General features: G+C 59.0%; 25 protein-coding genes. 13 read left to right on the top strand and 12 right to left on the bottom strand.

Going from position 1 to position 25,667, the window contains the following annotated elements; translation table 11 throughout:
• Positions 1-7 precede the first annotated feature (7 nt).
• The 4 genes from HGP17_RS07920 (at position 8) to HGP17_RS07935 (ending at position 2,445) form a co-directional block, all read left to right on the top strand.
• The gene (locus tag HGP17_RS07920) at positions 8-574 is read left to right on the top strand and encodes a tetratricopeptide repeat protein (RefSeq protein WP_168807536.1); all 567 of its coding nucleotides are present in this window, start codon (positions 8-10) and stop codon (positions 572-574) included.
• A 210-nt stretch (positions 575-784) separates the two neighbouring features.
• Entirely contained in the window at positions 785-1,297 is a 513-nt protein-coding gene (locus HGP17_RS07925; RefSeq protein ID WP_168807537.1) for an RNA polymerase sigma factor, read from the top strand.
• Positions 1,298-1,318: 21 nt separating this feature from the next.
• Positions 1,319-2,137: an anti-sigma factor gene (locus tag HGP17_RS07930; RefSeq protein WP_168808144.1), complete on the top strand. Its 819-nt coding sequence runs from the start codon at positions 1,319-1,321 to the stop codon at positions 2,135-2,137.
• Between the two features lie 104 nt (positions 2,138-2,241).
• Positions 2,242-2,445 carry a hypothetical protein gene (locus HGP17_RS07935; RefSeq protein WP_168807538.1) on the top strand — a complete coding sequence of 68 codons (204 nt, stop codon included), beginning with the start codon at positions 2,242-2,244 and terminating at the stop codon, positions 2,443-2,445.
• 189 nt (positions 2,446-2,634) lie between these two features.
• Here HGP17_RS07935 and leuA read toward each other — a convergent pair whose 3' ends face one another.
• The gene (gene leuA / locus HGP17_RS07940) at positions 2,635-4,341 is read right to left on the bottom strand and encodes a 2-isopropylmalate synthase (protein WP_168807540.1); all 1,707 of its coding nucleotides are present in this window, start codon (positions 4,339-4,341) and stop codon (positions 2,635-2,637) included.
• 327 nt (positions 4,342-4,668) lie between these two features.
• A complete protein-coding gene (locus tag HGP17_RS07945) occupies positions 4,669-5,853 on the bottom strand; it encodes a benzoate/H(+) symporter BenE family transporter (protein WP_168807550.1) in 1,185 nt (394 codons plus the stop codon).
• Positions 5,854-6,052: 199 nt separating this feature from the next.
• On the opposite strand from HGP17_RS07945, the gene HGP17_RS07950 reads away from it, so the two are divergent.
• From HGP17_RS07950 to HGP17_RS07960, 3 genes are read left to right on the top strand one after another with little or no spacing between them, the layout of a single operon-like run.
• Positions 6,053-6,838 (top strand): DeoR/GlpR family DNA-binding transcription regulator, encoded by a 786-nt coding sequence (locus tag HGP17_RS07950; protein WP_168807552.1) that lies wholly within the window; start codon positions 6,053-6,055, stop codon positions 6,836-6,838.
• A gap of 22 nt (positions 6,839-6,860) precedes the next feature.
• A complete protein-coding gene (locus HGP17_RS07955; protein ID WP_168807554.1) occupies positions 6,861-8,045 on the top strand; it encodes an MFS transporter in 1,185 nt (394 codons plus the stop codon).
• Positions 8,011-8,394, top strand: coding sequence for a VOC family protein (locus HGP17_RS07960; protein ID WP_168807556.1), 384 nt, complete (start codon positions 8,011-8,013; stop codon positions 8,392-8,394). The genes HGP17_RS07955 and HGP17_RS07960 overlap by 35 nt, the downstream gene beginning before the upstream one ends.
• Positions 8,395-8,542: 148 nt before the next feature.
• Here HGP17_RS07960 and HGP17_RS07965 read toward each other — a convergent pair whose 3' ends face one another.
• Positions 8,543-9,118, bottom strand: a complete 576-nt coding sequence (locus HGP17_RS07965) for a TetR/AcrR family transcriptional regulator (RefSeq protein ID WP_168807558.1) — start codon at positions 9,116-9,118, stop codon at positions 8,543-8,545.
• A gap of 65 nt (positions 9,119-9,183) precedes the next feature.
• Between HGP17_RS07965 and HGP17_RS07970 the strand changes: the two genes are divergently transcribed.
• On the top strand, positions 9,184-9,888 hold the full coding sequence (locus HGP17_RS07970; protein ID WP_168808146.1) for a DUF4336 domain-containing protein: 705 nt from the start codon (positions 9,184-9,186) through the stop codon (positions 9,886-9,888).
• An 89-nt stretch (positions 9,889-9,977) separates the two neighbouring features.
• Here HGP17_RS07970 and HGP17_RS07975 read toward each other — a convergent pair whose 3' ends face one another.
• Entirely contained in the window at positions 9,978-10,565 is a 588-nt protein-coding gene (locus tag HGP17_RS07975; RefSeq protein WP_168807560.1) for an ATP-dependent Clp protease proteolytic subunit, read from the bottom strand.
• 232 nt (positions 10,566-10,797) lie between these two features.
• Between HGP17_RS07975 and HGP17_RS07980 the strand changes: the two genes are divergently transcribed.
• Positions 10,798-11,610 carry a DUF2076 domain-containing protein gene (locus HGP17_RS07980; RefSeq protein WP_168807562.1) on the top strand — a complete coding sequence of 271 codons (813 nt, stop codon included), beginning with the start codon at positions 10,798-10,800 and terminating at the stop codon, positions 11,608-11,610.
• 59 nt (positions 11,611-11,669) lie between these two features.
• On the opposite strand, the gene queF is transcribed toward HGP17_RS07980, so the two are convergent.
• Together queF and HGP17_RS07990 are read right to left on the bottom strand one after the other, a co-directional pair.
• A complete protein-coding gene (gene queF / locus HGP17_RS07985; RefSeq protein ID WP_168807564.1) occupies positions 11,670-12,134 on the bottom strand; it encodes a preQ(1) synthase in 465 nt (154 codons plus the stop codon).
• Position 12,135: 1 nt separating this feature from the next.
• Positions 12,136-13,050: a cation diffusion facilitator family transporter gene (locus HGP17_RS07990; protein ID WP_168807567.1), complete on the bottom strand. Its 915-nt coding sequence runs from the start codon at positions 13,048-13,050 to the stop codon at positions 12,136-12,138.
• Positions 13,051-13,389: 339 nt separating this feature from the next.
• On the opposite strand from HGP17_RS07990, the gene HGP17_RS07995 reads away from it, so the two are divergent.
• Both HGP17_RS07995 and bluB read left to right on the top strand, forming a co-directional pair.
• The gene (locus tag HGP17_RS07995) at positions 13,390-13,905 is read left to right on the top strand and encodes a hypothetical protein (protein WP_168807568.1); all 516 of its coding nucleotides are present in this window, start codon (positions 13,390-13,392) and stop codon (positions 13,903-13,905) included.
• Positions 13,906-14,134: 229 nt separating this feature from the next.
• Positions 14,135-14,860: a 5,6-dimethylbenzimidazole synthase gene (gene bluB / locus HGP17_RS08000; protein WP_205925804.1), complete on the top strand. Its 726-nt coding sequence runs from the start codon at positions 14,135-14,137 to the stop codon at positions 14,858-14,860.
• A gap of 39 nt (positions 14,861-14,899) precedes the next feature.
• Here the strand turns inward: bluB and HGP17_RS08005 are convergent, their stop codons facing one another.
• The 4 genes from HGP17_RS08005 to HGP17_RS08020 form a co-directional block, all read right to left on the bottom strand.
• Positions 14,900-15,535, bottom strand: a complete 636-nt coding sequence (locus HGP17_RS08005) for a glyoxalase superfamily protein (protein WP_168807570.1) — start codon at positions 15,533-15,535, stop codon at positions 14,900-14,902.
• Positions 15,536-15,653: 118 nt separating this feature from the next.
• Complete coding sequence (locus HGP17_RS08010; RefSeq protein WP_348648893.1) at positions 15,654-16,364, bottom strand: TIGR02117 family protein; 711 nt, start codon at positions 16,362-16,364, stop codon at positions 15,654-15,656.
• Positions 16,365-16,493: 129 nt separating this feature from the next.
• Positions 16,494-18,683, bottom strand: coding sequence for an anthranilate synthase (locus HGP17_RS08015; RefSeq protein ID WP_168807573.1), 2,190 nt, complete (start codon positions 18,681-18,683; stop codon positions 16,494-16,496).
• Positions 18,684-18,950: 267 nt separating this feature from the next.
• The gene (locus HGP17_RS08020; RefSeq protein ID WP_168807575.1) at positions 18,951-19,316 is read right to left on the bottom strand and encodes an antibiotic biosynthesis monooxygenase; all 366 of its coding nucleotides are present in this window, start codon (positions 19,314-19,316) and stop codon (positions 18,951-18,953) included.
• Between the two features lie 125 nt (positions 19,317-19,441).
• Between HGP17_RS08020 and HGP17_RS08025 the strand changes: the two genes are divergently transcribed.
• Positions 19,442-20,341: a LysR family transcriptional regulator gene (locus tag HGP17_RS08025; RefSeq protein ID WP_168807576.1), complete on the top strand. Its 900-nt coding sequence runs from the start codon at positions 19,442-19,444 to the stop codon at positions 20,339-20,341.
• A gap of 15 nt (positions 20,342-20,356) precedes the next feature.
• Here the strand turns inward: HGP17_RS08025 and HGP17_RS08030 are convergent, their stop codons facing one another.
• A complete protein-coding gene (locus tag HGP17_RS08030; RefSeq protein ID WP_168807578.1) occupies positions 20,357-21,880 on the bottom strand; it encodes an ABC-F family ATP-binding cassette domain-containing protein in 1,524 nt (507 codons plus the stop codon).
• A 423-nt stretch (positions 21,881-22,303) separates the two neighbouring features.
• Positions 22,304-24,535 carry a TonB-dependent hemoglobin/transferrin/lactoferrin family receptor gene (locus HGP17_RS08035; protein WP_168807580.1) on the bottom strand — a complete coding sequence of 744 codons (2,232 nt, stop codon included), beginning with the start codon at positions 24,533-24,535 and terminating at the stop codon, positions 22,304-22,306.
• Positions 24,536-24,812: 277 nt separating this feature from the next.
• Between HGP17_RS08035 and HGP17_RS08040 the strand changes: the two genes are divergently transcribed.
• Positions 24,813-25,631 (top strand): extensin family protein, encoded by an 819-nt coding sequence (locus HGP17_RS08040; RefSeq protein ID WP_168807582.1) that lies wholly within the window; start codon positions 24,813-24,815, stop codon positions 25,629-25,631.
• Positions 25,632-25,667 lie beyond the last annotated feature (36 nt).

The raw sequence follows: 25,667 nt of genomic DNA on the forward strand, positions 1-25,667 counted from the left end.
GGATGGAATGAGCTTCAAGGTCGTCACCAAGAATGCCGCAACGATCACGTTTGCCGCCGGTTTTCTGCTTGCAGCAAGCCTGCAGGCCTTTGCCGCCGGCTCGGAAGACGACGAAACAGCACCGCCGCCAAAGAGCAAGACAACGACCGAGTGCAAGGACGGCAAAGTCTGGGACAAGGACAAGAAGGAATGCGTCAAGCCTAAAGAGAGCGGCTTCAATGATGATGAGCTATTCAAGGCCGCCCGCGAATTCGCGTATGCAGGCCAATACGAGAACGCCATCACCGTTCTGAAGCTCGCCAAAAACCAGGACGATCCGCGCGTCCTAAATTATCTCGGCTATTCCAACCGCAAGGCCGGCCGGATGGAACTTGGCATGAGCTACTATCGCAAGGCTTTGCAGCGCGATGAAAACTACATCCTCGCCCGCTCCTACATGGGGCAAGCCCTCCTTGAGCAAGGCGACGTCCAGGGCGCGCGCGTGCAGCTCGTCGAGATCCGCGATCGCGGCGGCCAGGATACCTGGGCCTATCGCTCGCTGCAGCAATCGCTCAAAGGTCAGGTCACTTATTGAGGCCAACCCGGATAGCATCCGGCGCATCGATCATCACAATAAAGTCGGCCAAAAGCGCAATGGCTTTGAAGACTTGCGAAGCAACATGGAAATGGTTCATACCAATACAGGACGACTATTCTTTTCGCATCGCCATTCCCATGGGAAAGGCCTCTGCCTGCGGGAAGACATCGCCCGCGTGAAAATACCCAACGCCTCCCTGGAAACACCATGCCCACGCCGGTAGCTGCCATCGATATCAGACGCGATCTGGTCGGCCTTCTTCCGAAGCTGCGCCGCTTTGCGGTGACGTTGACGGGCGACCTGGCGGACGCGGATGAGCTGGTTCAGGCCGTCTGTCAGCGCGGCATAGCGAAGTTCCACCTGTGGAACGGCACCGGCAAGCTGGAGAGCTGGCTTTACACGATGGCGCGGCACCAATGGGTGGACGAAGCGCGGCGTCACAAGCTGCGTCCCGCCGCCAAAGGCAATGCCGTTGAGCAGGGAGAGATCGTCACGAGATTGCATCTCAATCCGGTGGAAGATGGCGAAGCGCACCGTTTGGTCACATCTTTGCCCGAAGGACTTGCCATTGTGTTCCTGCTGATCGATGTCGAGGGACATAATTACAAGCAGGCGGCCGATATTCTCGGCATCCCCTTGTCGGCAGTGGCGTCACGGCTTTCCAGCGCCCGCCTCTACCTTGCCTCTCAGGGTCACAGCCGTTCGCCTCGAAGGTCCTAAGCATTGCACGACATGAAGAAAATGCCGCTCGAAGTTCGTTTATCCACCTTCATGGATGGAGAAATGAGCCGTGAAGAAAAAGAGGAAATGGAGAGGCTGATCGCCTCCGATCCTGATGCTCGCCGGATTTTCGATGAGCTGCGGCATGGCTCCGATGTCGGCCGCAAGGCTTTCGACGAGGTGCTGAAGGAGCCGGTGCCTCTGGCGCTGGTCCGCTCCATCAAGAGCACGCAGCCTCCGAAAACACGCGATCCCTCCCCGCGTCTTGCCAGGCCATCTCTCAAGCTTGCGCCAACGGGAAGACAATCGCTGGCGGCAGCGCTCATTCTCTTCGTGCTCGGCGGCGGTATAGGCTATCTTTTCGGAATGCGGCCGGCCGACATATCATCCACGCCCCCCGCATCGACATCAGCCGCGCGAAACTGGCTGGATGATCTGGCCGCCTATCATCGCATCTATTCCCATCAGCCGCGTCATATGGTCGAGCTGCAGGCGAGCGAGCTTGATGAGATCGCCAAATGGCTGTCGAGCACGGTCGGCGTCAAATTCAACTTTCCGGACCTTGCCGCCGATGGCCTCGTCTTTCAGGGCGCCCGCATGTTCATCGCCGGTGGCAAGCCAGTGGGCCAGCTGATCTACAAAAACCTTGACGGCGATGTTGTCGCCATCTGTTTCACCAAGACAGACGGCGTGCCCGATGACGATAATTTCGATGAGACCATCAGGGACGATGTCAGCATCGTATCCTGGCATCGAGGTGGTGCAACCTATGCCGTTGTCGGCCCCTCGTCCAACGCCATGCTCGATCAGATCGCCAATCGCGTATCCTCTGAAATCTGAGAGGCTCGAGCTTGATTGCTTTGCGACTTGCGGCAAAGCAGCGGCCGATGGATAATCCCTCTCGCTAAACCGTGCTGGATTGATGTTCTCGCTGGAGTTCTGCCATGTCCGACGTTCTGCTGACCATTCCGGAAATCGATAGACGCATCGCGGTGATAAAGGAAAATCTTCGCGAACTGATCGAGCAAGCGACCGCCTTTTCAGGAGCCGCCGATGAAGAGCGGACGTCGGAGCGTATCGCCGAACAGGAAGAGGAGCTGGAGCGGCTGACGAGACAGCGCACGGCATTGGCCGAAGGCAAATCCTGAGCCCCTGCCGGCATCGAGGATCCCATCTTTACGTCTCGGACATTGCCGATCACATTTCGCCCACCTCAGGCAACGGCCGGAATGATGCGCGCTGCGCAAGATCGGAGGCGAAAGGCGCGACCATAAACAAAAATCCCCTCGGCCAGGCCAAGGGGATCTCTGGAAAATCTGCATCGAAAATCCGAATTCTCACTCGGCCTTGATAGCAAGTACGCGGTTTGCCGCAGAGACGATCGCCTCGAGAGACGCGGCGACGATGTTGGTATTGATGCCGGCACCGAAGAGCTTTCCGCCGGGATGCGAAACCTCGACGTAGGAAATCGCCGACGCGTTCGAGCCATGCTGGAGCGAATGCTCGGAATAATCCTCGACGGACATCGAAATGCCGAGGTAGATCGACAGCGCGTTGATGAAACCGTCGATCGGTCCGTTGCCGCGGCCTTCGATGCGCTTCACCTCGCCGTTGTCGGTGATTTCAGCCGCAACGATGCGCTGCCCCTTGTGCTCAGGATCGGCGAAGGTGTGGTGATCGACGAAGCGAAGCCGCGCGTCCGGCTGCGTCACGTAGCGCTCGATGAAATGCTCGTAAATCCGCTTGGACGGCAATTCCTTGCCTTCCTCGTCGGTGATCCGCTGGATCTCTTCGCGATACTCCACCTGCAGATTGCGCGGCAGGTTCAAGCCGTAGTCCTGCTGCATGATGTAGGCGATACCGCCCTTGCCGGACTGCGAGTTGATGCGGATGATCGCCTCATAGGTCCGACCGACATCCTGCGGGTCGATCGGCAGGTAAGGCACTTCCCACACCGGATCGTTGGCAACCTTGGACGCCTTCATGCCCTTGTTGATCGCATCCTGATGCGAGCCGGAGAAAGCGGTGTAGACCAGCTCGCCGACATAAGGGTGACGTTCGCCGATCGCCATCTGGTTGGAATATTCGAAGACTTCCTTCATGCGCTCGATGTTGGAGCAGTCCAGTTCTGGATCGACGCCCTGCGTGAACATGTTCAATGCCATGGTGACGACGTCTACATTGCCGGTGCGCTCGCCATTGCCGAAGAGCGTGCCTTCGACGCGGTCGGCGCCTGCCATTAAGGCCAGTTCGGCGGCGGCGATGCCGGTGCCGCGATCGTTGTGCGGATGCAGGGAGATGATCAGGTTTTCGCGGTTGTCGAGATTGCGGCACATCCATTCGATCTGGTCGGCATAGATGTTCGGCGTCGCCATTTCGACCGTGGACGGCAGGTTGATGATCAGCTTGTTATCTGGCGTCGGCTTCATCACCTCGATGACGGCATTGCAGATTTCCAAAGCCACATCAAGTTCGGTGCCGGTGAAGCTCTCCGGTGAATATTCGAAGCGATAGCCGCCACCGGCCTTGGCCGCCATGTCGGTGATCATCTTGGCCGCATCGACGGCGATCTGCTTGATGCCCTGCACGTCCTTGGCAAACACCACGCGACGCTGCAATTCGCTGGTGGAATTGTAGAAGTGAACGATCGGCTTGTTGGCGCCTTCCAGCGCTTCAAAGGTGCGGGTGATCAATTCCGGGCGGCACTGGACGAGAACCTGCAGCGACACGTCGGCGGGCACATTGCCGTGCTCGATGCACCAACGGGCGAAATCGAAGTCTGTCTGCGATGCCGAGGGGAAACCGATCTCGATTTCCTTGAAACCCATGTCCAGCAACAACTGGAACATGCGCGCCTTGCGATCGTGGCCCATCGGATCGACGAGCGCCTGATTGCCGTCGCGCAGGTCGACCGAACACCAGACCGGCGCCTTGGTGATGACCTTGGAAGGCCATGTGCGATCTGGAATGTTGATCTGGGGATAGGCGCGGTACTTCACCGCTGCTTCGGGCATGCCTTTGGGGGAATGGCTGTTCGCGTCCATGGTCTCGTCTCTTCCTTTCCCGTCATTTCGTCCCGCGTCTTAGCCGATCGGATGCGGCTTGGCGATGACAAATGCGGACCCTTTGCGGGTATGCTGTCGATTTTAGGGTAAGTCGCGAGGAGCGATGGCCAGCGGGCTTTTCGGCCGCCGGGCGCTCCTCAAAGGACCCGGCAACCGCGCGTAAGGCCGAGGAGAAGAAGCGAGGTAAGGGCGCGCGTATTGTCACGCAGGGCGACACGCCCACGTGCAATCTGTTCGGAAATCTTCGCGCCAGTCATCTTCATGGCCGCGCTTATAGCCGCCGGATAGGAAAGAAGCAACCCCTCCTCATTTCCTCAGCATTTTCACGCCACGCGACAGCGCCATCATCAGCCCGCCGGCGATCAGGCCCCAGAAGGCGCCGGAGATCCCGCCGAAAGAAACGCCCGATGCCGTCACGAGAAAGGTGATCGCCGCAGCCTCTCGCGACTCCGGCTGCTGGAAGGCATTGAGCGCCGAACTCGATAGCGCCCCGACCAGCGCCAGACCGGCAACCGCCTCGATGAGAATCGGCGGCGCGAGCGCGACGAATGCCGTGACGGCGCTCGCAAGCAGCCCCAAAATCACATAGCCGATGCCGGCAATGATCGCCGCCCAGTAACGGCGGCTCGGATCAGCATGCGCATCCTGTCCGGCGCACATGGCCGCAGTGATTGCCGCGAGATTGACGGCATGACCGCCGAAGGGAACGGCAAGAAGCGAGAACACCCCCGTCACGGCAAAAAGTGGGCCTGGCTTGGGATCGTAATCATGCACCTTCAGCACCGCGATGCCGGGAATATTCTGCGATGCCATCGTCACGATGAACAGCGGCAGCGCAATCGACACGATGCCGGCAACGGTAAAGACCGGCTTTACGAATTCGACCGTCGGCAATAGCGAATGTTCAAGCAAGGCAAAGGCGCCGTCCGGTATTTTCACACCGAAGGCCAGCACGAGAGCGAAGGCCGCAAGCGCTGCCGGTACCGCCCACAGCCGCTTGAACGAGCCAACGACGATCCAGGCGAGAATGATCGGCAAGCCGAAAGCAGGATTGAAGGCGATCGCCTTCACCGGCGCGAAGCAAAGGCCGATCAAGACGCCGGCCAGCATGGCATTGGCGAGTGGTGCCGGGATAGAGGCCACCGCGCGGCCGAACGGCCGGAACAGGCCGGCAATGACGATGAGTATGCCGCAAATGAGGAACGCGCCGACAGCTGCCGGAAATCCGCCCTCGATGGCTCCGGCGCTTGCCAGCAGTGCCGCTCCCGGCGTCGACCATGCGATACTGACGGGAAGCTTCGTCGCCACACTGAGAATGATGGCGCAAAGCCCCATGGCCACCGAAAGCGCCGTTAAACCGGATGCGGCCTGCGCATCGGTTGCCCCCACCGCCTGAAGGCCATGGAAGACCACAGCAAAGGAGCTGGCAAAGCCCACGAAGGCCGTAAGGCATCCCATGAACAGGCTTTGGACGGAAAAATCTTTGAGCATGACGAAGAGACTCGAAGAACGCGCGCGAGGATCGATTGAACACGCATGGAGCATCACAAGCATGGGGCGTGCAAGTGCTGTTTTGGCGCAAAATGACAGTGCCTTTAGACAAATCGCTCGCGGATTATATCGCCTCAAAGTCAAATCGTGCATAAACGTGCATATTGACTCTCTTGTTTATGCACGTTACTGCAAATTTATGAGCGATTCACTCCCATTGTCCCGCCGGGACATCATCGAAGCGCGGCTCGCGGAAGGGCGGCAGATTGTTGCCGCAACGCTGGCCGCCGAGTTTAACGTCTCCGAAGATGCCGTGCGCCGCGATCTGCGGGCTCTCGCCGCGGAAGGGAAATGTCGCCGGGTCTACGGCGGCGCGCTTCCCTTGCTGACGCCCTCGCAGCCCATGGCCACACGAGTTGGACAGGAATCCGGTCGCAAGAGAGCCTTGGCCAAGGCTGCTGTCGCGATGATCGAGCCGGGCGAATTCCTGTTCATCGACAGCAGCAGCACCAATCTTGCGATCGTCGATCTCCTGCCAAAGGACTTGGACGTGACGATCGCGACGAACTCCATCGATATCGCCGGCGCCATCATGAAGCGCGGCGATATTCCGCTCGTCCTGATAGGCGGGGCGGTCGATCCCGTTGTGGGGGGCAGCGTCGACGCATCCGCCATCGCAGCCATTGAAGCCCTGAACATCGATCGCTGTTTCCTGGGTGTCTGCGCCGTTTCGGCGAAAAACGGCATCAGCGTGTACGAACATGCGGATGCGATCTTCAAACGAACGCTGCTCAAGAGAAGCGCCGCACGCATAGCCCTGATTACATCGGAAAAATTTCACGAACGCGCACCGCACCGTATCGGTGGTGCTGACGATATCGATTGGCTCGTCATCGAGGATGACCTGCCTGCCGCAGACGAAAAAGCGGCTGCCGATGCCGGCTTCTCGCTCGTGAAGGCGAAAGACGTCGTCTCACCCTCCTGATCTCGACAGACAAGGAATGACCATGCAATCCACAGATCGGCCGGAAACCCGGCTGGCAACCCGACTTGCCTTTCTGGTGGCGGGCTTTGCCCTTGCCTGCTGGGCGCCCCTCGTCCCCTTCGCCAAGGATCGCCTCGGCGTCGATGACGGCGTTCTCGGCATGCTGCTGCTGTGCCTCGGTCTCGGCTCGGTGGCGGCAATGCTTGCAACCGGCATGCTGAGCGCGCGCTATGGCAGCAAGCCGATCATCATCGCCGGCGGCCTTGGCCTCGCCGTCATCTTGCCGACCCTGGCTGTTGCCGCCACGCCGTTCACCCTCGGCATCGCGCTCGCTGCCTTCGGCGCCTGCCTCGGATCGCTCGACGTCGCTATGAACATTCACGCCGTCGAAGTGGAGAAAGGCGCAGACCGGCCATTGATGTCCGGCTTCCACGCGCTCTTCAGCATCGGCGGCTTTATCGGCTCCCTGCTCGTCACTTTGCTTTTGTCGGTGAAAGCCGGGCCGCTTGCCGCCACGCTTCTGAGTTCGGCGGTGATGGTCGTCGCCATGGTGATCGCCTGGCCGCGATTGCTGCGCACCGTTCAAGCAGAAGACGCGCCTCTCTTCGTCATGCCCCGCGGCTTCGTGTTGCTGCTGGCCGCCCTCGCCGCCATCACCTTCCTCGTCGAAGGTGCAATCCTTGACTGGAGCGCCCTGCTGCTGACCACGCAGGGCCGCGTCGACGCCAGCCATGGCGGCCTCGGCTACATGCTGTTTGCCATCGCCATGACGGTCGGACGATTTGCCGGCGATGCGATCACGGCCAGAATTGGCGACAGGGCGATCATGCTCTGGGGCGGGCTCGTGGCGATCGCCGGCTTCGTCGTTCTGTTGCTGAGCCCCTTCTCGATCCTTGCCATGAGCGGCTTCCTGCTGATCGGCCTTGGCGCCTCCAACATCGTGCCGGTGCTGTTCCGCAAGGGCGGGGCGCAGACCGTGATGCCAGCGGGATTAGCCGTCGCGGCAATCACCATGTGTGGATATGCAGGCGTTCTGATCGGCCCGGCAAGCGTAGGCTTCGTGGCAAACCATGTCGGCCTTCCCGGCTCCTTCTGGATGCTTGCCATCCTGCTTTGCGCCGCGCCGCTCTGCGCCGGCGTCGTCACCCGCACTCAGGATCGGGAGGAAACCGATGCGCATCGCTCATACGGCTCTCTGGACACGTGATCTCGATACCGCCGCGGCGTTCTGGGCCAAGTACTTCGGAGCAAGCGTCGGCGAGCCCTATCACAGTCAGCGTCGTCCGGGCTTCGTCTCCCGCTTTGTGCAATTGCCTGAGGGTCCGGACCAGATCGAACTGATGACGGGTCCCTGGCTTGCAACCGATCCTCATGGCGAACGCATCGGCTGGGATCACATCGCCATCTCGCTCGGCAGCAAAGCCGCCGTCGATGCCTTGGCCGAGCGATGCAAGACGGAGGGCTGCCTGACGTCTCCGCCGCGCATGACCGGCGACGGCTTCTATGAGGCGGTCATTGCCATGCCTGACGGCACGCCGATTGAGATTACCGCTTAGGGAGAGCCATGCACACCACAAGCGACTTGCAGGCTCGCTGCTCTTTGGAACGTTGCAACCTCCCGGGCAGCGAAAAGCTGGCGGCGGAGTCCTCCGTCGCCAGCAACCGGCGTATAATTGGAAATCGCAGGGCGAAAGATATCGATGCTTAGGATTGGGAGCCAATTCCCTCGACGACGATGCGGATGATATGTCGGATTTCATCCGCACTGAATGATCCAACTGCCAAAACCGTCAACATCGCCTGCCCGTAAATGCCGAGCAGCACCAAAGACATGAAATTAGGATCCTCGTCGCTCCGAATAACGCCTTGCTTCTGGCCGAGTATGAGAAGGTCCCTTACTAGCCCTTGAAAAGACGGCCGATCCGATGGCGGCTCCAGCGAGGGTCTTTCGGCGGGGGCAAGCGCCAGCTTTGCAAGCGACGGATTTGCCAGGCACCAACCGGCGCTATCGAGAAAAACCTGTTCGAGCAGGCTAAAGACATCCTCGTTTGCGCCGATACGAGCTCGATAGATGGCATCGCCCGCTTCCACGCGAGCAATCAACTGCAGGGCTATGTCTTCCTTCGAGTCGAACAGATTGTAGACCGTCTTGCGCGTAAGACCTGCCCGCAAGGCGATCTCCTCGACGGAGGTTTCGGCAAAGCCCAATTCCCCAAATGCCCCGTCAGCGGCATCCAGAATAAGAGCGCGTGATCGCTCCGTTCGCTTCAGTCTTTTCATTTTTATACATTAGTGTAAATTTACTCGTATGTAAACTTTCAGAAACGAATGGGGACGGTGTGAAAATGCCTGCAATCCTCAAGGAGTTCGGTCCGGACATCTGGATCGCGGACGGCCCAATCGTCACGGCAGGGGGTGGCTTTCATTACCCCACGCGCATGGTTGTCATCCGACTGGTGGATGGAAGCCTGTTTCTATGGTCACCGACGCAGGTGTCGGATGGACTGCGTACTGAAATCGATATCTTGGGCAACGTGCGCTATTTGATCCCACCCAACTCGCTGCATCACGTCTTTCTGGGCGATTGGCAACGAACCTATCCGAGCGCCAAGGCATATGCGCCGCCCGGTCTGATCCAGAAACGCGGCGATATTCGATTTGACGGCAATCTCGATGACACAGCGCAAAAGGATTGGGCTGGCGAGATCGATCTGGTCGTCATGCCTGGCAACCTGATTACGACGGAGGTGGTCTTCTTTCATCAAAAGAGCAGGACAGTGCTTTTCACCGACCTCATCCAGCACTTTAAGCCAGACTGGTTCAGAGGCTGGCGCGCATTGATCGCCAGGCTCGACCTCATGGTTGGTCCCGAGCCTTCCGTGCCGCGAAAATTTCGCGTTGCATTTACCAATCGCCGCGCAGCGCGCACATCCGTCCAGCACATTCTGGACTGGCCGGCGGAAAAAGTGCTGATGGCCCATGGCGATCCGATCAACGAAAATGGGCAGGCCTTCATCGCCCGTGCCTTTCTCTGGCTCACCCGCGACTAAAGACCCCAACAAGACGACCGGAATGAAAACGCCCTCGCCTGCCTACCGACAAGCAAGGGCGTTCAAATCAGTCAGGCAGATCCGCTAGATCAGATTTCCGCCTGCGAGGTCACGATGCGCGAAACCAGGCCGTAAGCCTTGGCTTCCTCGGCGGAGAGCCAGTAGTCGCGATCCGTGTCCTTGGCGATCTTTTCGATCGGCTGGCCGGTGGCTTCCGAGAAGATCTTGTTCAGGCGCTCGTTCATCTTGATGATTTCGCGTGCCTGGATTTCAATGTCGGAGGCCATGCCGCGCGTGCCACCCGACGGTTGGTGCAGCAGGAAGCGCGTGTTCGGCAGGCAAATGCGGCGTTCCTTGGGAACCGAGACGTAGATCAATGCGCCAGCGGAAGCGACCCAGCCCGTGCCGATCACCCAAACCTTCGGCTTGATGAACTTGATCATGTCGTGAATGGAATCGCCTGACTCGACGTGGCCGCCGGGCGAGTTTACGTAGATGCGGATGTCTTCATCGCTGGCGGCGGCAAGTGCGACCAGCTGCGAGCAAACCTTCTGCGCCAGTTCCTGCGTGATGCCGCCATAGATAAAGATCGAACGCGACTTGAAAAGATTCGCCTCCGCGTCCTTGCCCAAAGGCTGCTCGGTCTTCTTGTCTTCCTGTTCGTCTTCGTCGTTCATTCCAATCTCCAGCATGATGCGTCGTTCACCGCACATAGTGCGACTCAATGCGTAAAACAATGCTGGAAAAAGACAAGGCGGGAATAGTGCCAGGGAACATGGTCTTATGGTTGCGGATTACCGAAATGTAACTTGAATGGCTTTGAAAAGCCGAGATTGGATCCTACGTCAGATCAGCGCGGTCGAGGATCGCGCCCAGAATTTACAGCAACAGATAGCCAAGGAGGCCATCATGTCGCCTGAAGAACGTCAATTGCTCGCCTCTCTCTTCGATCGCGTACGCTCGGCCGGCAGCACCCAGCGCGACGCCGATGCGGAGGCATTCATCAACCAGTCGGTCCGCGACCAGCCTTACGCCCCCTATTTGCTGGCACAGGCCGTCATCATGCAGGAACAGGGCATGAAGGCCGCAGCTGACCGCATCCAGCAGCTCGAGGCACGCGTGCACGAGCTTGAGCAGCAGGGCACCGACAGCCATCCGCAAGGACCGAGCGGCGGCTTCCTGGGCGGCATCGGCTCGCTCTTTGGCGGCGGCCAGCAACAGCAGCGCGCAGTCGCTCCGCAAGGTGGCAATCCGCCGCCGCAGCAGGGCCGTCTCTATGACGATTATGCCCGCAATACACCGCAGCCCGGCCCCTGGGCCAGCCAGCCGCAGCCGTCAGGCCCGTGGGGTCAGCAGGCTGGAGCACCTTCAGCCGGCGGCAGCTTCCTGCGCGGTGCGCTCGGCACGGCAGCCGGCGTCGCCGGCGGTGTGATGCTGGCGGAATCGCTCTCCAGCCTCTTCAGCCCGCATCTGGGCGGCACCGGCGGCGGTCTCTTCGGCGGGAACTCCGGCAGTGGCCTCTTCGGTGGAACGGCTGCAAGTGCCGCCGAACAGCCGGTGCAGGAGACGATCATCAACAACAACTATTTCGGCAACGACGATAATAGCGATCAGAACGATCAGACTGCGGCCGATTATGCCCAGGACGCGGCTCAAGACGCTCAGGACGATGATTACGACGACTCGTCCTATGACAATGGCGACGACAGCTCCTTCGCCTGAGCCCGACGCGTAGCCCATTTGATAAAAAAGCCGCCATCCCCGGATGGCGGCTTTTTCATTCAGCCTCGCCCGCGATAGGGTTGAACGCCCTGATCCGGCAGCCACACGCCTTCCGGCGGCTTGCCGGTTTGCCAGAAAACGTCGATCGGGATACCACCGCGTGGATACCAGTAGGCGCCGATGCGCAGCCATTTCGGCTGCAAGAGGTCGACGAGACGCTTGGCGATGTAGATCGAGCAATCCTCATGGAACGCGCCGTGGTTGCGGAAGGAATGCAGAAAGAGCTTCAGCGACTTCGATTCGACCAGCCATTCGTTCGGCACGTAATCGATGACGATATGGGCGAAATCCGGCTGTCCCGTCATCGGGCAGAGCGACGTGAACTCGGGCGCGGTGAAGCGCACGACATAATCGGTGCCGGCATGACCGGCCGGCACTTTTTCCAGAACCGCCTCTTCCGGATTGCTGGCGGTTTCCGTCTGGCTGCCGAGCATCGACAGGCCGGATACATCGGTCGTTGGCATCTCAGGTCTCCTTGATCATCTTGACGCGGATGCCATGGGCTTTTTCGCCCTCCGGCTCCACGTGAATGGTTATTTCCGAGCCCGCATGGATCGCTCTTATGGCGTCTTCAAGGCGGTCGCAGATACGATGGGCGTCTCGCACCGGCATGGCGGCCGGCACGACCATGTGAAAATCGACGAAGGTCACCGCCCCGGCCCGGCGCGTCTTCAGGTCATGCACACCAAGTGAGCCCTCCGCATTCTTGGCAATCGCATCCTTGATCACGGTCTCTTCTTCCGGCGGCACGGCCTTGTCCATCAACCCGTCGATGGAATGGGATATGACTTTCCAGCCTTGGTAAAGGATATTAATGGCAACGAGAATGGCGAGCACGGGGTCGAAGATCGGATAGCCGCTGCCGATCGCCAGCAACAGGCCGATCAGCACGCCGACCGAGGTATAGACGTCGGACATGATATGCTGGCCGTCCGCCGTCAGAGCCGGCGAGCGATATGCCCGCCCCGCGCGGATCAGGGTCACGGCCCAGACGGCATTGACGACACCGGCGACGAAGTTGATGGCAAGGCCGAGCACCGGCGCCTGTATCGGCTGCGGATTTCCAAGATGGCCCACGGCCTCCTGCACGATCATCAGCGCGGCGACGACGATCATGACACCTTCGGTGACAGCCGAGAGATATTCCGCCTTGTGGTGGCCAAACGGATGATCATGATCGGCCGGCTTTTGCGCATAGCGAATGACGAAGAAAGCGATGAAGGCGGCCACGACATTGGTGAGCGATTCCAGCGCGTCGGACAGAAGCGCCACCGAGCCCGTCAGCCACCAGGCCAACATCTTCAATCCAAGTACGCCGAGCGAAAGCGGAATACCCCAAAGGGCCAGCCGCCTGATCGTTTCGTTTCCCTGACTGCTCATGCCTATCCCCAATGTCCCGCGCCTGCATATGCGAATGAATTGCAAAAAAGGCGCCGTTGAAATGCAAAACCGCCCGCGCGAAATTTCGCGCAGGCGGTTCATTGACCGCTCATATGGGCCACGAGGCTGGGTTTGTCAAAGGATGCAACGCTCTTCAGCGTCATAAATCGTCGCCATCGACGATACTGGAGATAATTAAAGTCCAATGGTTTTATCATCAGCAATACAGATATCGGCCCAAATGCAAAGACCACAACCTAAAGTTAAAATGCGCCGCAATGTCTCAACGAGATTAAAATCAAACACTTGTATTCGGCCTCCCAAACTGAAGAGGACGATATGAAAAAAGCTTTCTGTCTCATTTTATTTACTTTAGCGATCGTTCAACAAGCGATCTCCGGCCCCTTGTCCGAGGCTGATATCAAAGCCCAAGAATTGCGCCTGCTTAACTGGGTGAAGACATGCGTCAGTCCGTGTATCATGCCAGAAGCTTTGAAAACCGGCGGCACCGCTGCATTTTTCATAGCAGGTGGGTGGGCCTTGGCTTCTCGAGGGGTGGAGCTCAGAGTAGACGGAGTGGACCAATGCAATTCCGGATGCACTCTACTTGTAGATCAAATGAAGAAGTGGGGAGGCAAAGTATGTGTCGGAAAGGGTGTTGTCTGGGGTATGCACCGGTCAAGGATTTGGGATAAAAACGGGAACGAAATCCTTCGAGAGACCCCTGTTTATGAAGCGCTACCGATTGCGCAGTGGATCTCGGCTCACGGCGGGATTCCTCAGAATGGGAAATGGGCTAATACACCACCCGACAGCGTTCTTTGGGCAGCTTATGGCAGATGTCCCGGCGCTTAAATTTGGATTGGGAACAGACGGTTTATACTGCTGGCACCAGGTTGGCATTTAACTTATGGTCTCCAAATACAGCGGCTGTATTGCTACGAGGGAACGAGGTCACATAGTCGCTGGTGGAAAATTGCGTTAACAGCCTCGCCAACGCTAAGATACTAAGCTGCGCTTCAGGCTGCAGAGATGATACAAGGTATCTGCTCAAGCCCCGCTTGTTGCTAAATCATGGATAAACATGCCCATTTTTGATGCTCCTGCGGACGCCAACGCCGTTACAGACATGTCAAATCACCTCATCGCGGCCGGATCCTTTTCCGAGGAAGAGCGCAGCGCCGTCTATCGCGCAATCGAGACACGGCGCGACGTCCGCGACCAGTTTCGGTCCGATCCCCTGCCCGACGACCTCGTCAGGCGCTTGCTCGAGGCCGCGCATTCCGCGCCATCCGTGGGCTTCATGCAGCCATGGAATTTCATCCTGATCCGTCAGGGAGAAACGCGCGAACGCGTGTGGCAGGCCTTTCATCAGGCCAATGAGGAAGCCTGCGCGATGTTCGAGGGCGATCGCCGCGCCCAATATCAACGGCTGAAGCTGGAAGGCATTCGCAAGGCGCCGCTCAGTATCTGCATCACCTGCGACACCAGACGCGGTGGCCCGGTCGTACTCGGCCGCACGCACAATCCGGATACCGACGTCTATTCGACGGTCTGCGCGGTGCAAAACCTATGGCTTGCGGCAAGAGCCGAAGGCGTCGGCGTCGGCTGGGTCAGCATCTTCCACGAGGATGCCATCAAGGCGATCCTCGGCATACCCGAGCATGTGAAGATCGTTGCATGGCTCTGCGTCGGCTATGTCGACGAGCTCTACGACATGCCGGAGCTTGCTGTGAAGGGATGGCGCGAGCGCCTGCCGCTCGACAAGCTGGTGTTCGAAGAAGGCTGGCAGGATTGCGAGGAGATGTAAGGGCCGCTGCTCTGCGGCGACCCTTGATGGATCAAACGGTTACGATCTGAACGTGACAAACGAGATCACGTTGCCATCGGGGTCTCGCACATGGAAATCGGTGCCGCCCCAGGCCTGTTTGGTGAGCGGCTGCGCGAACTCCGCGCCCCTCGCCTTGAACTCCTCGAACAATCCCTGGACATTCGACACTTCGATCGAAGCGAGGATCAGCGCCCCCTCTTTCGCCGCAGCGGCTGCAAAGTAGGGTTCATATACGAGCCGCAAATGAATCCAGATGCCATCACGCGACACGGCACCGTAGAATGGCGGCAACCCATGTAGAAACTCCGCCACGAAGCCAAGCTTCTCCCTGAAGAAGGTCGCACTCGCAGTCACATCCCGCACGAAGAGGATCGGAATGATGCTTTTGAAAACCGGAGGCTCCGCTGTAGCGGCCAGCATTTTCGGCGCATCCACCGCCGCGACCTTCAACTCGGCCCAGCTCTTGTGGCCCGCTTCGATCGCAACGATCTCCTGCGCCAGTGTCAGAGGAAACTTCATGGCCAGGATCTCGCGATCCGTCAGTGCCTTGAAACGCTCGAGCATTCGGACTCTTCCGCCAATGGAATAGTCATGCTCGCGGTGCCATCGCATCAAGAGCTTGGCCTGTTTACGGTAGGTATCGAGGGTTGGCATAGGCAGACTCCTGCTGAGTGATATCAGCGGGCAGGCCTAGCCCTTTCGGCCCAATGCCGATGTGCCCCACAGGAACGAAGTCATGATTAGGATACAACCTGTCGCAAGTCAAACTGCCTCACGGCAAGTGATTGCCTGCGGCAAAGCGACCCTCGTCATTATGCAGCCTTAGAGACATTCGCAGCATCCAAGGCAAGGATGTCCAAAGGCCGGAGGTCAATCCCGCCTGCCTGAGTGCGGCGGCAGTCCAGGTGTTGCATCCCATCAGCGCGTTGAAATAGCCGCGCGCTTCGAAGAACGCATCGTTCGGGCCGTAATTGCTGCCAATCAGCGGTACCGGCGCATTGTTGGCCTGTTCGAAGCTACCGAGTATGAATTGCGTCAAGCGCTCGAGACCTTCGGCATCGATGTCGATTGCCATAACGGGCGGCGCATCCAGCGGGATATCGCCCGCCAGTTCTGCGTGGATGACGGAACGGTCGAGCCCGAAGCTTTTTAATACGGGGCCTGCCTTCAAATCGGCCCAAGTCCGCGTTTCCGTGTAGAAGCTCCTGCCGCCCCAGCCGAAGATGAGATAGCGCAGGTTAGGATTGTCGAGATCGAGCCCCGCGGTCCGCAGGAAGGCGAAACGGGTAAGAAGATCGCCATCGACGGGAATGGCAATATCCGTATGGATGGGATTGCTGAGCACGAGGATCTGCCGGGATCGCTCGGCGTTCCCGGCCGGCGCATCATGCCAAAGCGGCCGCGGCACGATGATGCCGAGGCCGACGAGAAGCACGACGGCGAGAACGGCGAGCAAAACACCCTTGAATATCTTTGAGATCACCGACTGAGAGCCCCCGCTATCAATCGGATTCTTCAGCCGTTTGTTGGCTCTTTCAAGGCATAAAAATAACCCCATGCACTTTTTCCGAGTGCATGGGGCTATCGAAATTCTTGACTACACGCGATCGCCTCAGGCGGCTTTCGTCTTCACCCGCCGCGCCAGATGCGCCACGACATTCTCGATCATCCGCATGCCGGCATCGCCGCCGAGCGTCATGATCGATTCCGGGTGGAACTGTACGGCCGCGATCGGCTCCTTCACGTGCTCGATCCCCATGATCGTGCCGTCTTCGCTCTCGGCCGTGATCGTGAATTCGCGCGGCAGGCTCGACGGATCGGCGAAGATCGAGTGATAACGTCCGACCGTCACTTCGCGGCCAAGACCGGAGAAGACCAGTCCCGGCTCCAGCACGCGGATGCGCGAGGGCTTGCCATGCATCGGGATCGCCAGATGGCGCAGCTCACCGCCATAGGCTTCGGCGATCGCCTGCAAGCCCAGGCAGACACCGAAGATCGGCAGATTGCGCGCCCTCGCCTTCTTGATCGTCGCCTTGCAATCGAAATCCTTCGGATTGCCGGGGCCTGGCGACAGCACGACGAGATCGGGATCGAGCCGGTCGAAAACCTCTTCCGGCACCGGCGTACGCACGGTCGAAACCGTCGCGCCCGTCTGGCGGAAGTAGTTGGCAAGCGTGTGGACGAAGCTGTCTTCGTGGTCGACGAGCAGGATCTTCACGCCCTTGCCGACGGAAGCGACGTCACGTTGCTGTTTGCCGGAGTTGCCGGTCTTGGCATCACGAATGGCGGAAAGCATGGCGGAGGCCTTCAGTTCGGTTTCGGCTTCTTCTTCCTCGGGGATCGAGTCGTTGAGCAGCGTCGCGCCGGCCCGCACCTCGGCAATGCCGTCCTTGATGCGGACGGTGCGCAGCGTCAGGCCGGTGTTCATATCGCCATTGAAGCCGACCATGCCGATCGCGCCACCATACCATGCACGCGGGCTCTTCTCGTGGCTTTCGATGAAGCGCATGGCCCAGAGCTTCGGCGCACCGGTTACGGTGACGGCCCAGGCGTGGCTGAGGAAACCGTCGAAGGCGTCCATATCGTCGCGCAGACGACCCTCGATATGGTCTACCGTGTGGATCAGGCGCGAATACATCTCGATCTGACGGCGGCCGATGACCTTGACCGAGCCCGGCTCGCAGACGCGGCTCTTGTCGTTGCGGTCGACGTCGGAGCACATGGTCAGTTCCGACTCGTCCTTCTTGGAGTTCAGCAGCTTCAGGATCTGCTCGCTATCGGCGATCGGATCGTCGCCGCGCTTGATCGTGCCCGAGATCGGGCAGGTCTCGATGCGGCGGCCGGACACGCGCACGAACATCTCGGGCGACGCGCCGATCAGATATTCCTGGTTGCCGAGATTGATAAAGAAGGAATAGGGCGATGGGTTGATCGCCTTCAGGCGCTTGGAAATGTCGGAGGGCTTGCTGTCGCAGCGCTCCATGAACTTCTGGCCGGGCACGACTTCGAAGAGGTCGCCCTTGCGGAAGCTCTCCTTCGCTTTGACAACCAGCTCGGAATATTCGCCGGGACGATGATCGCTCTTCGGCGGAATGGCATCGGTGTGGCGGAATGGCTCGGTGGTGATATCGCCGGACTTGTCCTCTGTCGACACGCCGTCCTTCGCGAAATCGTAGCGATCGATCCAGGCCTTGGCCGAATAGTTGTCGACCACAAGAATTTCGTCCGGCAGGTAGAGCACCATGTCGCGCTGATCATCCGGCCGCTTGAGCTTCAGATTGATCGCATCGAACTGGAAGGCCAGATCGTAGCCGAAGGCGCCGTAAAAACCGATGCTGGCATCGGCCTGCGAATAGAACAGCTCGGTCACGGCACGCAGCACGGTGAAGACCGTCGGCATCTTCGAGCGCTCTTCCTCGGTGAAGACACGATCCGGCATCTTCACCGTGAGATCCATCCGGCGCGGCGTCGAAGCACCGAGAACGACTTCCGAAACAGTCTTCAGCTTCTCAACGATAAAGCCGAGAATGACTTCGCCACGCTCGTTATAGGCATCGATCCAGACATTGCGCCCATTGCAAGAGAGGCCGAGCGGAGGATCAACGATGGCGGTATCCCAACGCGTATAGCGGCCGGGATATTCGTAATTGGAAGAGAATACGGCGCCACGGCGCTCATCGAGCTTGTCGATATAGGACGATACGGCATCCGCATAGGGCGTTGGCCGACGCTGCCGGGTGACAGTGATCTCACCCTTCGTTTCGTAGATTTCCGCACCATCATCCCGAAGGATCGTTACCATCGTCACTCACTCCGTTGTCGGGCCCGGATGACAGGCGGCCAATATAACAAAAAAGCCGCCTCGAAATTTCGGGCGGCTCACTCGTCGTCTTTGAACACGATTGGTCGAGGCCGCCTTAGCGTGCCCACCACCAAACTGCAATGTTGTTCAAGGCCATGTTCATGGCGTGAATTGTTAGCGTGAGATGCCGCGATGCGCAAGCGGAAGATGGCAGGAAAGTTTCCGGCGGCGAAAAGGCAGTATCTGCTCGCTATCAATTACTGCGTCTCATGCACGGTCGCCTTCGCCGCCTCCGAGCTTTGGCAGAACCAGATCGCCGACGGTGTAGGTATGGAATTCGCTCGTCGAGACTTCATCGAGTTTGCGAAATTTCTCGACAAACACGGGATCGGAGAAGAACTCGTCGACATTGCCGGTGCCCCTGATGGCTTCGATGTTGACCACCGTCAGGCCATCCGTGCTCTTGGCAAGATTGCTCCAGAGAAATCCGTCCTTTCGTTCGGCCACGTAGTGGACGACGTCCTGGATCAGCCGAAAGGCTTCCTCCTGTTTGCCGGGATGAGCGTGAATGACATTGACCACGAAGATGGTCGGCTGCGGTTGAACGGTGAATTGGGCTGAGATCGTATCCATTGCGGTTCCTTTTTGAAAAGCGGCTTCGTTTTGCCGCACCGGCACTGGATATCGGGATCGAGATAGCGGATAAATGATCCGGTATTCGGATAAGACCGGAATTAATTTCCGCAATCAGAGATGTCATGGACAGGCTTGGAACGCTCGGCATCTTCGTGCAGACGGCGGAAGGCGGCAGCTTCGTTGCCGGCGCGAGAAGACTTGGCCTCTCCAGCTCCGCGGTCGGCAAGGCGATCGCGCGGCTCGAACAGGATATGGGCGTCCGCCTCTTTCATCGCTCGACCCGCAGCATGACGTTAACGGAGGAAGGCAGCTTCTTTCTCGACACCTGCCGGCGGATCATATCCGAGCTCGATACCGCCCAGGCACAACTTTCGAAATCGCACACGGCACCGCGCGGCCATCTCCGCGTCAGCCTTCCGATTGCCGGTATGCTGTTGATGCCGGCCATATCGGCCTTCATGCGCACATATCCCGATATCAGCCTGGATCTGGATTTTACCGATCGGCTGGTCGATGTGATCGAGGAGGGATTCGATGCCGTCATCCGGACAGGCGATGTCAGGGATACAAGGCTGATGAGCCGCAAGCTTGGCACATTTCGTTTCAGGATCGTCGCCTCACCAGATTATCTGAAGGCGGAAGGCACGCCGCTTACACCTGAAGACCTGCTCAAACACAAATGCCTGCATCATCGCTACCCAAGCACGGGCAGGCTGGAGCCCTGGCCCCTGAGGCGGAATGGGGAGGAGTTGCGGCTCGCTTTGCCGACGACGACGATCGCCAGCACCATCGAGCCGCTCATCCACCTTGCCGAAAACGGCTTTGGCATCACATGCCTGCCGCCCTTTGCCGTCAGGACGCAGATCGATGACGGCCGGCTTACGTCACTTCTCGGAGACTATATCGGTGAAACCGGTATTTTCCGCGTATTGTGGCCCACGAACCGTTATCTCTCCCCGAAAATTCGCGTCTTCGTGGACTTCATGGCGGCCAATCTGTTTTCGGATCGGTCGGCCGCCTGAAGATTGCGCCCTCGCCTACTCCTGCGCTCTCGCTGCCTCGAAGAACTCCTCCGGCCCATCCACTTCGACCAATCGCTTGCGGTCGATCAGCCAGAAGCGATCACCGACCGAGCGCACGAAGCTGCGATCGTGCGAGACGAGAAGGCAGCTTGCCTCGTTTGCCGTCAGCTCGTCCTCCAGTGCCTCCTGGCCATCGATGTCAAGATGGTTGGTCGGCTCATCCAGGAGATAGAAATTGGGATTGGTCAGCCGCAGCACCAGCATGGCAAGCCGCGCCTTCTGCCCGCCGGACAGACGGCCGATCTCCTTGCCCTGCATGTCGATGTTGATGCCTACGCCGACCAGCAAGGTACGAGCACGCTGCTCTCCAAGCTCGAACAGGCGGGTGACCATGCCGAGCGGCGTGTCCTTCAGGGCGAGATTGGAGAGCCCCTGATCGCTATAGCCGAGGACCAGAGACGGTGTCGGCTTGATCGCACCGCCAACAGCCTGATCCGCGATGGCCTTGCGGATCATTTCGACAAACCGCGTCTTGCCCGCGCCATTCTGCCCGAGCAGCACGATGCGATCGCCCTGGCAGATCCACTGCTGCCCTGTCTTGAACAGCAACGTATCGTCAGGCGTCGTCACCGCAGCATCCTCGAGAGTTAGAAGCACCTTGGCGTGGATGCCGCGATTGGCGAGCTTGATCGAGCCGGAAGAGCGCTCGCGGTAGCCCGGTCTGGCGCTGTCCTCCAGTTTCTCGGCCCGCGCCTTCAGCTGCTTCGTCTTGACAGTCAGAAGATCGCTGCCGGAATTGACGCCGAGATTGTAGAGTTTAGCCGCCTGCTTGCGCAGCTGCTGCGCCGTCTTCATCTCCTTCTGATAACGGCGCTCGTCCGAGGCATCGACCTCGTCCAGCGCCGCGCGCGCCCGGCTATAGGGGAGCGCATAGATCTGCGGCTGTTCCTGACGCAGGAACAGCGTCCGGTTGCAGACGGCATCCAAGAAGGCGCGGTCGTGGCTGGCGATGATGACGGGCACGTCGCGCGGCAGTGCATTCAGCCAATCCTCCAGCAGCGCGATCTTGGCGAGATCGAGATGGTTGGTCGGCTCGTCGAGTAGCAGCACATCGGGCTCCGTCACCCAGACGCGGGCAAGCATGGCGAGCCGCTGCCAACCGCCGCTGAGCTGAGCGAGCGCCCTCTCCCGCATCGCCGCAGGCACATCAAGCGAGTCGAGCGTGACGTCGACGCGCCAGCTTTCGCTCTCGATCTGCTCCTTCGGCAAGGCTTGAAGAACGGCATCATAGAAGGAAACATCCAGCAGGTTCGCCGGTACATTCTGCTCAACATAGCCGACGCGCAAGCCGCGGGCACGGGTGATATCGCCCGTCGTCGGCTCCAGCCTGCCGGCCAGGCAATTAAGAAGCGTGGTCTTTCCACGCCCGTTCGCAGCAACGATGCCGACGCGGTCGCCCGCATCCACCGTGATGTTCAGGTTGGAAAACAGCGGCGCACTCATGGTGACGCCCAGATTGCGGAGATTGATCAGAGTCATGGTCTTTTCCGGTCTCGATCGAGCATCTCAAGACATCGCCGGCGGCTCCTTTTGCCGCGCTACGCCGATGTCTATGGCCACAAACAGGCCAATGCTCGAAAACATATCATGACGCGACCGCGCGGATGCGCAGGCTCACGTCGCCCAATGGGCAGACCAGAAGGAATGAGTGAGTAACAGCCTCTGATCAGCCCTGCAAACGCATCTGCAGGGCACGAGTCGGACCGAACTGGCGAATATGCCAGACTATCTTGGTCATAATGGTCCTCCTCTCTTTTTCTCTCGACGGTTAAAGACTACGCGGCTCGGATAGCATCGAACGTTGCTCTTTACAATTGCGCAAGTCACCGGATGCCAGGCACGAGGGCAAAAAAAGAGGCGGCGCCGAAGCGCCGCCCAAGTTTGCTGCATCGATGAGACGGCTCAGAACCTCTGCGTCAGCGTCAGCTTGAAGGTCCGGCCGGGCTCGGAATAGTAGGAGGCCGGCTGGGTCAGCGTGCCGCTGTAGGACGGCGCGTTGAGAGCGTCGTAGTAGGTCTTGTTGAAGATGTTGTAGACGCCGCCGCGAATGCTGAGGCCCTTCACCTGTTCCGGCTCCCACCAACCCGTCAGGTCGAAGATCGCATAGGCAGGTGTGCGCAGGGTATCGCCCGTCTTCTTCGGCTCGCTGGTCGCGGTCACCATGGTCAGGTCAGTACCCCATACTTCCCTTGCATAGCCGACGGTGAAGGCGGCCTTGGCCGGAGCAACGGAGTTGATCCACTGATCGGTGTCGGAGTCCTTGCCGTTGACGTAGGCCAGCGATCCCTTGATATGGATACCGTTATCGAACTTCTTGTGCGCATTGACCTCGACACCGAACATGCGGACGTTGGCGCGGTTGAAGTATTCGGTGATGCCGAGCGGATAAGTACCGGTCGGATCGACCGACGAGGACGAGTCGATGAAGTTCTTGTACTTGTTGTAGAAGGCGCCGACATGGCCGCCGAAATCGTCGTCGCCGAGGTTGGTGCCGATTTCGATGCCGTTGCTGGTCTCGGGCTTCAAATCGGGATTGCCGTAGCTGACATAGCCACCGGGCACGCCGTAGTTGACGTAAAGCTCGCTGACATTGGGCGCACGGAACGCCATCGCCCACTGTGCGTAAAGCTCGACATTGTCCTGCGGCTGGTACGAGGCACGCAGCTTCGGCGAGAAGCGGCTATCGGATTGCCCTGCAGGCAGGCCCTGATAGTTGGCGCTGTCGCGGAAGGCAGTCGTGTTCTTCGGTGAGTAATCATACCAGTCGAAACGCAGGCCCGGCGTCAGGTAGAAGTTGCTGGAGCCGAATTCGATCTTGTCGTCGATGAAAGCGCCGACACGCTTGCCGTCGACATCAGGCATGTCGGACTGGTTAGTATGAAGGAACGAGCAAGAGAAAGCCCAACGCGGATTGGCGCAGGCATCCTTGCCGGCAGAATATTGATGTGCCTTGTCGAATGCGACATCGAGACCGAAGGTGATCTCGTGATGCAGGTTGCCTGTGTCGAAGGACTTGGATGCATTGCCATTGAAGCCGATGCTGCGGTCTTCAAATTCATTGCGACGCCAGTAATCGCCGATGACGGATGTATAGCGGTAGCCTTCGGCTCCCTCTTCACGAAGAAGGTTCTGCCAATAGAAGACGGCATTGGCCTTGTCTACGAGCGAGTCGGCACTTTCGGCATCGTACTTGTAGTCGAGCGAGACGCGATTGCGCTCGGTATCGTCCGTCGTGTCGTAGTTACCTGGGCGGAAGTTGCCGGTCGTGCTCTGCGAGTGCATTGCATCGACGGTCTTGTCTTTGTTGAAATGCTCCGCCGTCACACCGAATGCGCCGATATCGGTATACTGGCGGATCTTGAAGAGACCGCTTCTCTGATTGTAGTCGGCCGGGTCCGCCTTGGTGCGCTTGGTGGAATAGCCGCCAACATCGCCGTTGTTCTCAAGCTCATGGCCATGTGTATAGCCACCTTCGAAGAGGACAGCCGTGTTGTCGATGCGCTTGGCAACTGCGGCAGAACCGCCGATGCTGCGGTCATCGCCATTATAGCCGAACTTGAAGATGCCGCCCCAGGTGGAGCCGGGCGCGATCAGGTCTTCCGGCTCCAGCGTCCGCAACACGAAGGCGCCGCCAAGCGCGCCTGAACCGGCGCGGCTCGAATCCGCACCGCGCACGACGTCGACGCTCGAAAGCGCGTTGAAGTCAAAGCTGTTGGCACCGCCATCCGCACCGCGCGCAACATCGAGAAGGAAGGGAACCTGAATGCCGTCGATGGAGGTCAGAACGCGATCGTCGCCGAGGCCACGGATGTTGACGCCACCGGTCGTGCGATTGAAGCCGACACCCACTTCGGTGCTGCGACCGAGATCCTCGATACGGCTGATCTGGTTGTCGTCGATTTGCTTGGCCGTCGTCTCGCTGGCGGTCGGGGAATCGGCGAGCACATCCTTGCTTGCCTTGGCTTTGCCCTTCACGATGATCGGCTTGAGATCGGTGGCGCGATCGCCTTTGGCCGCTTCGCCGGAAGCACCCTCATTCTGCGTTGCTGTTTGTGCAAACGATGTCGTCGCCAGCCCGAGAGCCAGAAACGCAGTGCACGCCAAGAGAGCCGAGCGCGAACGCCAGACAACCATAACCATTCCTTTCGAACTGCTGGTACCGGGCTGGCTGGTTGCTGCGTCAGAAGCAGACAAGGGGCTGGCTAGGCTAGTTTTGTTAACGTGGCAGAAATATTCCGCCCTCTTTCTGCCGCATAAAAAACATGAGTATTATTGTCAATATATTCGGTGGCAATAATCATGAATAAAATTGTCACCTTTTAAGACGAAGACGAAAAGTTGCTGAATTGCAACGAAATGGTCGCATCAAACGTTCTAGCAGCATCATCATTAGGATTGGCTGATTTACTTGATGCTGTTTAGAATCGTTTCGGTTACCACCGTCGCCATGGCCCTCATGGCAGCCTCCCTTCCGCAAACCGGCCCTGTGCCGGAGCAAAAACCGGGGAGCGAACAGGCACAGCCAAGCGGCGAAACGCCGATTCCAGCCGAAAAACCGGAGACAGCATCCGACAAGCCTCCGGTTCCCTCGGAGAAGCCTGCGACCACGCAAACGGACCAGGCGCCGGGAGAGATGCAAGGCCCCCCTCGCCCTCAATTGACGATCGCTCCGGAATCCGACGAAGAGCACCAAGCCTGCCTGAAGGAGCTGACTGCGATGGGTGCGACCTTCAAGGACATCCCCCGCATCGATGACGGCAACGGCTGCGGCATCGACAAACCCATTGCTTTGAGTTCACCGCTGCCGGGCATCGATTTCAAACCGGAAGGCAAGATGCGTTGTGAAGCTGCGCTCGCATTGGCTCAGTGGATGAAGGAAAGCGTCATCCCCTCGGCCGCCGCTTTGGAAAACGGCAAGATCGTCACCATCAACCAGGCATCGACCTATATCTGCCGCCTGCGCAACAACGCCACGACAGGCAAAATCTCAGAGCATGCGCGCGGCAATGCTATCGATGTCGCAAGCTTTACCTTTGAAAACGGCAAGACCATCGGCATCGAACCGCGCCGCGAAGATCCGACGCTCACCGGCGCATTCCAACGCGCAGCCAGCGCCTCGGCCTGCCTCTATTTCACGACGGTACTCGATCCGGAAAGCGATGCAGCGCACGAAACTCACTTCCACCTGGACGTCATCGAAAGACATGGCGGTTTTCGATACTGCCATTAGTGACCGATCCATATGGCTATTGATGACCGCAGACCC

The organism is Rhizobium sp. P38BS-XIX (genome assembly GCF_012641435.1).
Classification (GTDB): Bacteria; Pseudomonadota; Alphaproteobacteria; order Rhizobiales; family Rhizobiaceae; genus Rhizobium.

What these genes read in the sequence shown, in the direction of transcription:
- HGP17_RS07920 (WP_168807536.1), top strand. Translation starts at nt 8, where the DNA reads ATGAGCTTCAAGGTCGTCACCAAGAATGCCGCAACGATCACGTTTGCC.
- HGP17_RS07925 (WP_168807537.1), top strand. Translation starts at nt 785, where the DNA reads ATGCCCACGCCGGTAGCTGCCATCGATATCAGACGCGATCTGGTCGGC.
- HGP17_RS07930 (WP_168808144.1), top strand. Translation starts at nt 1,319, where the DNA reads ATGCCGCTCGAAGTTCGTTTATCCACCTTCATGGATGGAGAAATGAGC.
- HGP17_RS07935 (WP_168807538.1), top strand. Translation starts at nt 2,242, where the DNA reads ATGTCCGACGTTCTGCTGACCATTCCGGAAATCGATAGACGCATCGCG.
- leuA (WP_168807540.1), bottom strand. Translation starts at nt 4,341, where the DNA reads ATGGACGCGAACAGCCATTCCCCCAAAGGCATGCCCGAAGCAGCGGTG.
- HGP17_RS07945 (WP_168807550.1), bottom strand. Translation starts at nt 5,853, where the DNA reads ATGCTCAAAGATTTTTCCGTCCAAAGCCTGTTCATGGGATGCCTTACG.
- HGP17_RS07950 (WP_168807552.1), top strand. Translation starts at nt 6,053, where the DNA reads ATGAGCGATTCACTCCCATTGTCCCGCCGGGACATCATCGAAGCGCGG.
- HGP17_RS07955 (WP_168807554.1), top strand. Translation starts at nt 6,861, where the DNA reads ATGCAATCCACAGATCGGCCGGAAACCCGGCTGGCAACCCGACTTGCC.
- HGP17_RS07960 (WP_168807556.1), top strand. Translation starts at nt 8,011, where the DNA reads ATGCGCATCGCTCATACGGCTCTCTGGACACGTGATCTCGATACCGCC.
- HGP17_RS07965 (WP_168807558.1), bottom strand. Translation starts at nt 9,118, where the DNA reads ATGAAAAGACTGAAGCGAACGGAGCGATCACGCGCTCTTATTCTGGAT.
- HGP17_RS07970 (WP_168808146.1), top strand. Translation starts at nt 9,184, where the DNA reads ATGCCTGCAATCCTCAAGGAGTTCGGTCCGGACATCTGGATCGCGGAC.
- HGP17_RS07975 (WP_168807560.1), bottom strand. Translation starts at nt 10,565, where the DNA reads ATGAACGACGAAGACGAACAGGAAGACAAGAAGACCGAGCAGCCTTTG.
- HGP17_RS07980 (WP_168807562.1), top strand. Translation starts at nt 10,798, where the DNA reads ATGTCGCCTGAAGAACGTCAATTGCTCGCCTCTCTCTTCGATCGCGTA.
- queF (WP_168807564.1), bottom strand. Translation starts at nt 12,134, where the DNA reads ATGCCAACGACCGATGTATCCGGCCTGTCGATGCTCGGCAGCCAGACG.
- HGP17_RS07990 (WP_168807567.1), bottom strand. Translation starts at nt 13,050, where the DNA reads ATGAGCAGTCAGGGAAACGAAACGATCAGGCGGCTGGCCCTTTGGGGT.
- HGP17_RS07995 (WP_168807568.1), top strand. Translation starts at nt 13,390, where the DNA reads ATGAAAAAAGCTTTCTGTCTCATTTTATTTACTTTAGCGATCGTTCAA.
- bluB (WP_205925804.1), top strand. Translation starts at nt 14,135, where the DNA reads ATGCCCATTTTTGATGCTCCTGCGGACGCCAACGCCGTTACAGACATG.
- HGP17_RS08005 (WP_168807570.1), bottom strand. Translation starts at nt 15,535, where the DNA reads ATGCCAACCCTCGATACCTACCGTAAACAGGCCAAGCTCTTGATGCGA.
- HGP17_RS08015 (WP_168807573.1), bottom strand. Translation starts at nt 18,683, where the DNA reads ATGGTAACGATCCTTCGGGATGATGGTGCGGAAATCTACGAAACGAAG.
- HGP17_RS08020 (WP_168807575.1), bottom strand. Translation starts at nt 19,316, where the DNA reads ATGGATACGATCTCAGCCCAATTCACCGTTCAACCGCAGCCGACCATC.
- HGP17_RS08025 (WP_168807576.1), top strand. Translation starts at nt 19,442, where the DNA reads ATGGACAGGCTTGGAACGCTCGGCATCTTCGTGCAGACGGCGGAAGGC.
- HGP17_RS08030 (WP_168807578.1), bottom strand. Translation starts at nt 21,880, where the DNA reads ATGACTCTGATCAATCTCCGCAATCTGGGCGTCACCATGAGTGCGCCG.
- HGP17_RS08035 (WP_168807580.1), bottom strand. Translation starts at nt 24,535, where the DNA reads ATGGTTGTCTGGCGTTCGCGCTCGGCTCTCTTGGCGTGCACTGCGTTT.
- HGP17_RS08040 (WP_168807582.1), top strand. Translation starts at nt 24,813, where the DNA reads ATGCTGTTTAGAATCGTTTCGGTTACCACCGTCGCCATGGCCCTCATG.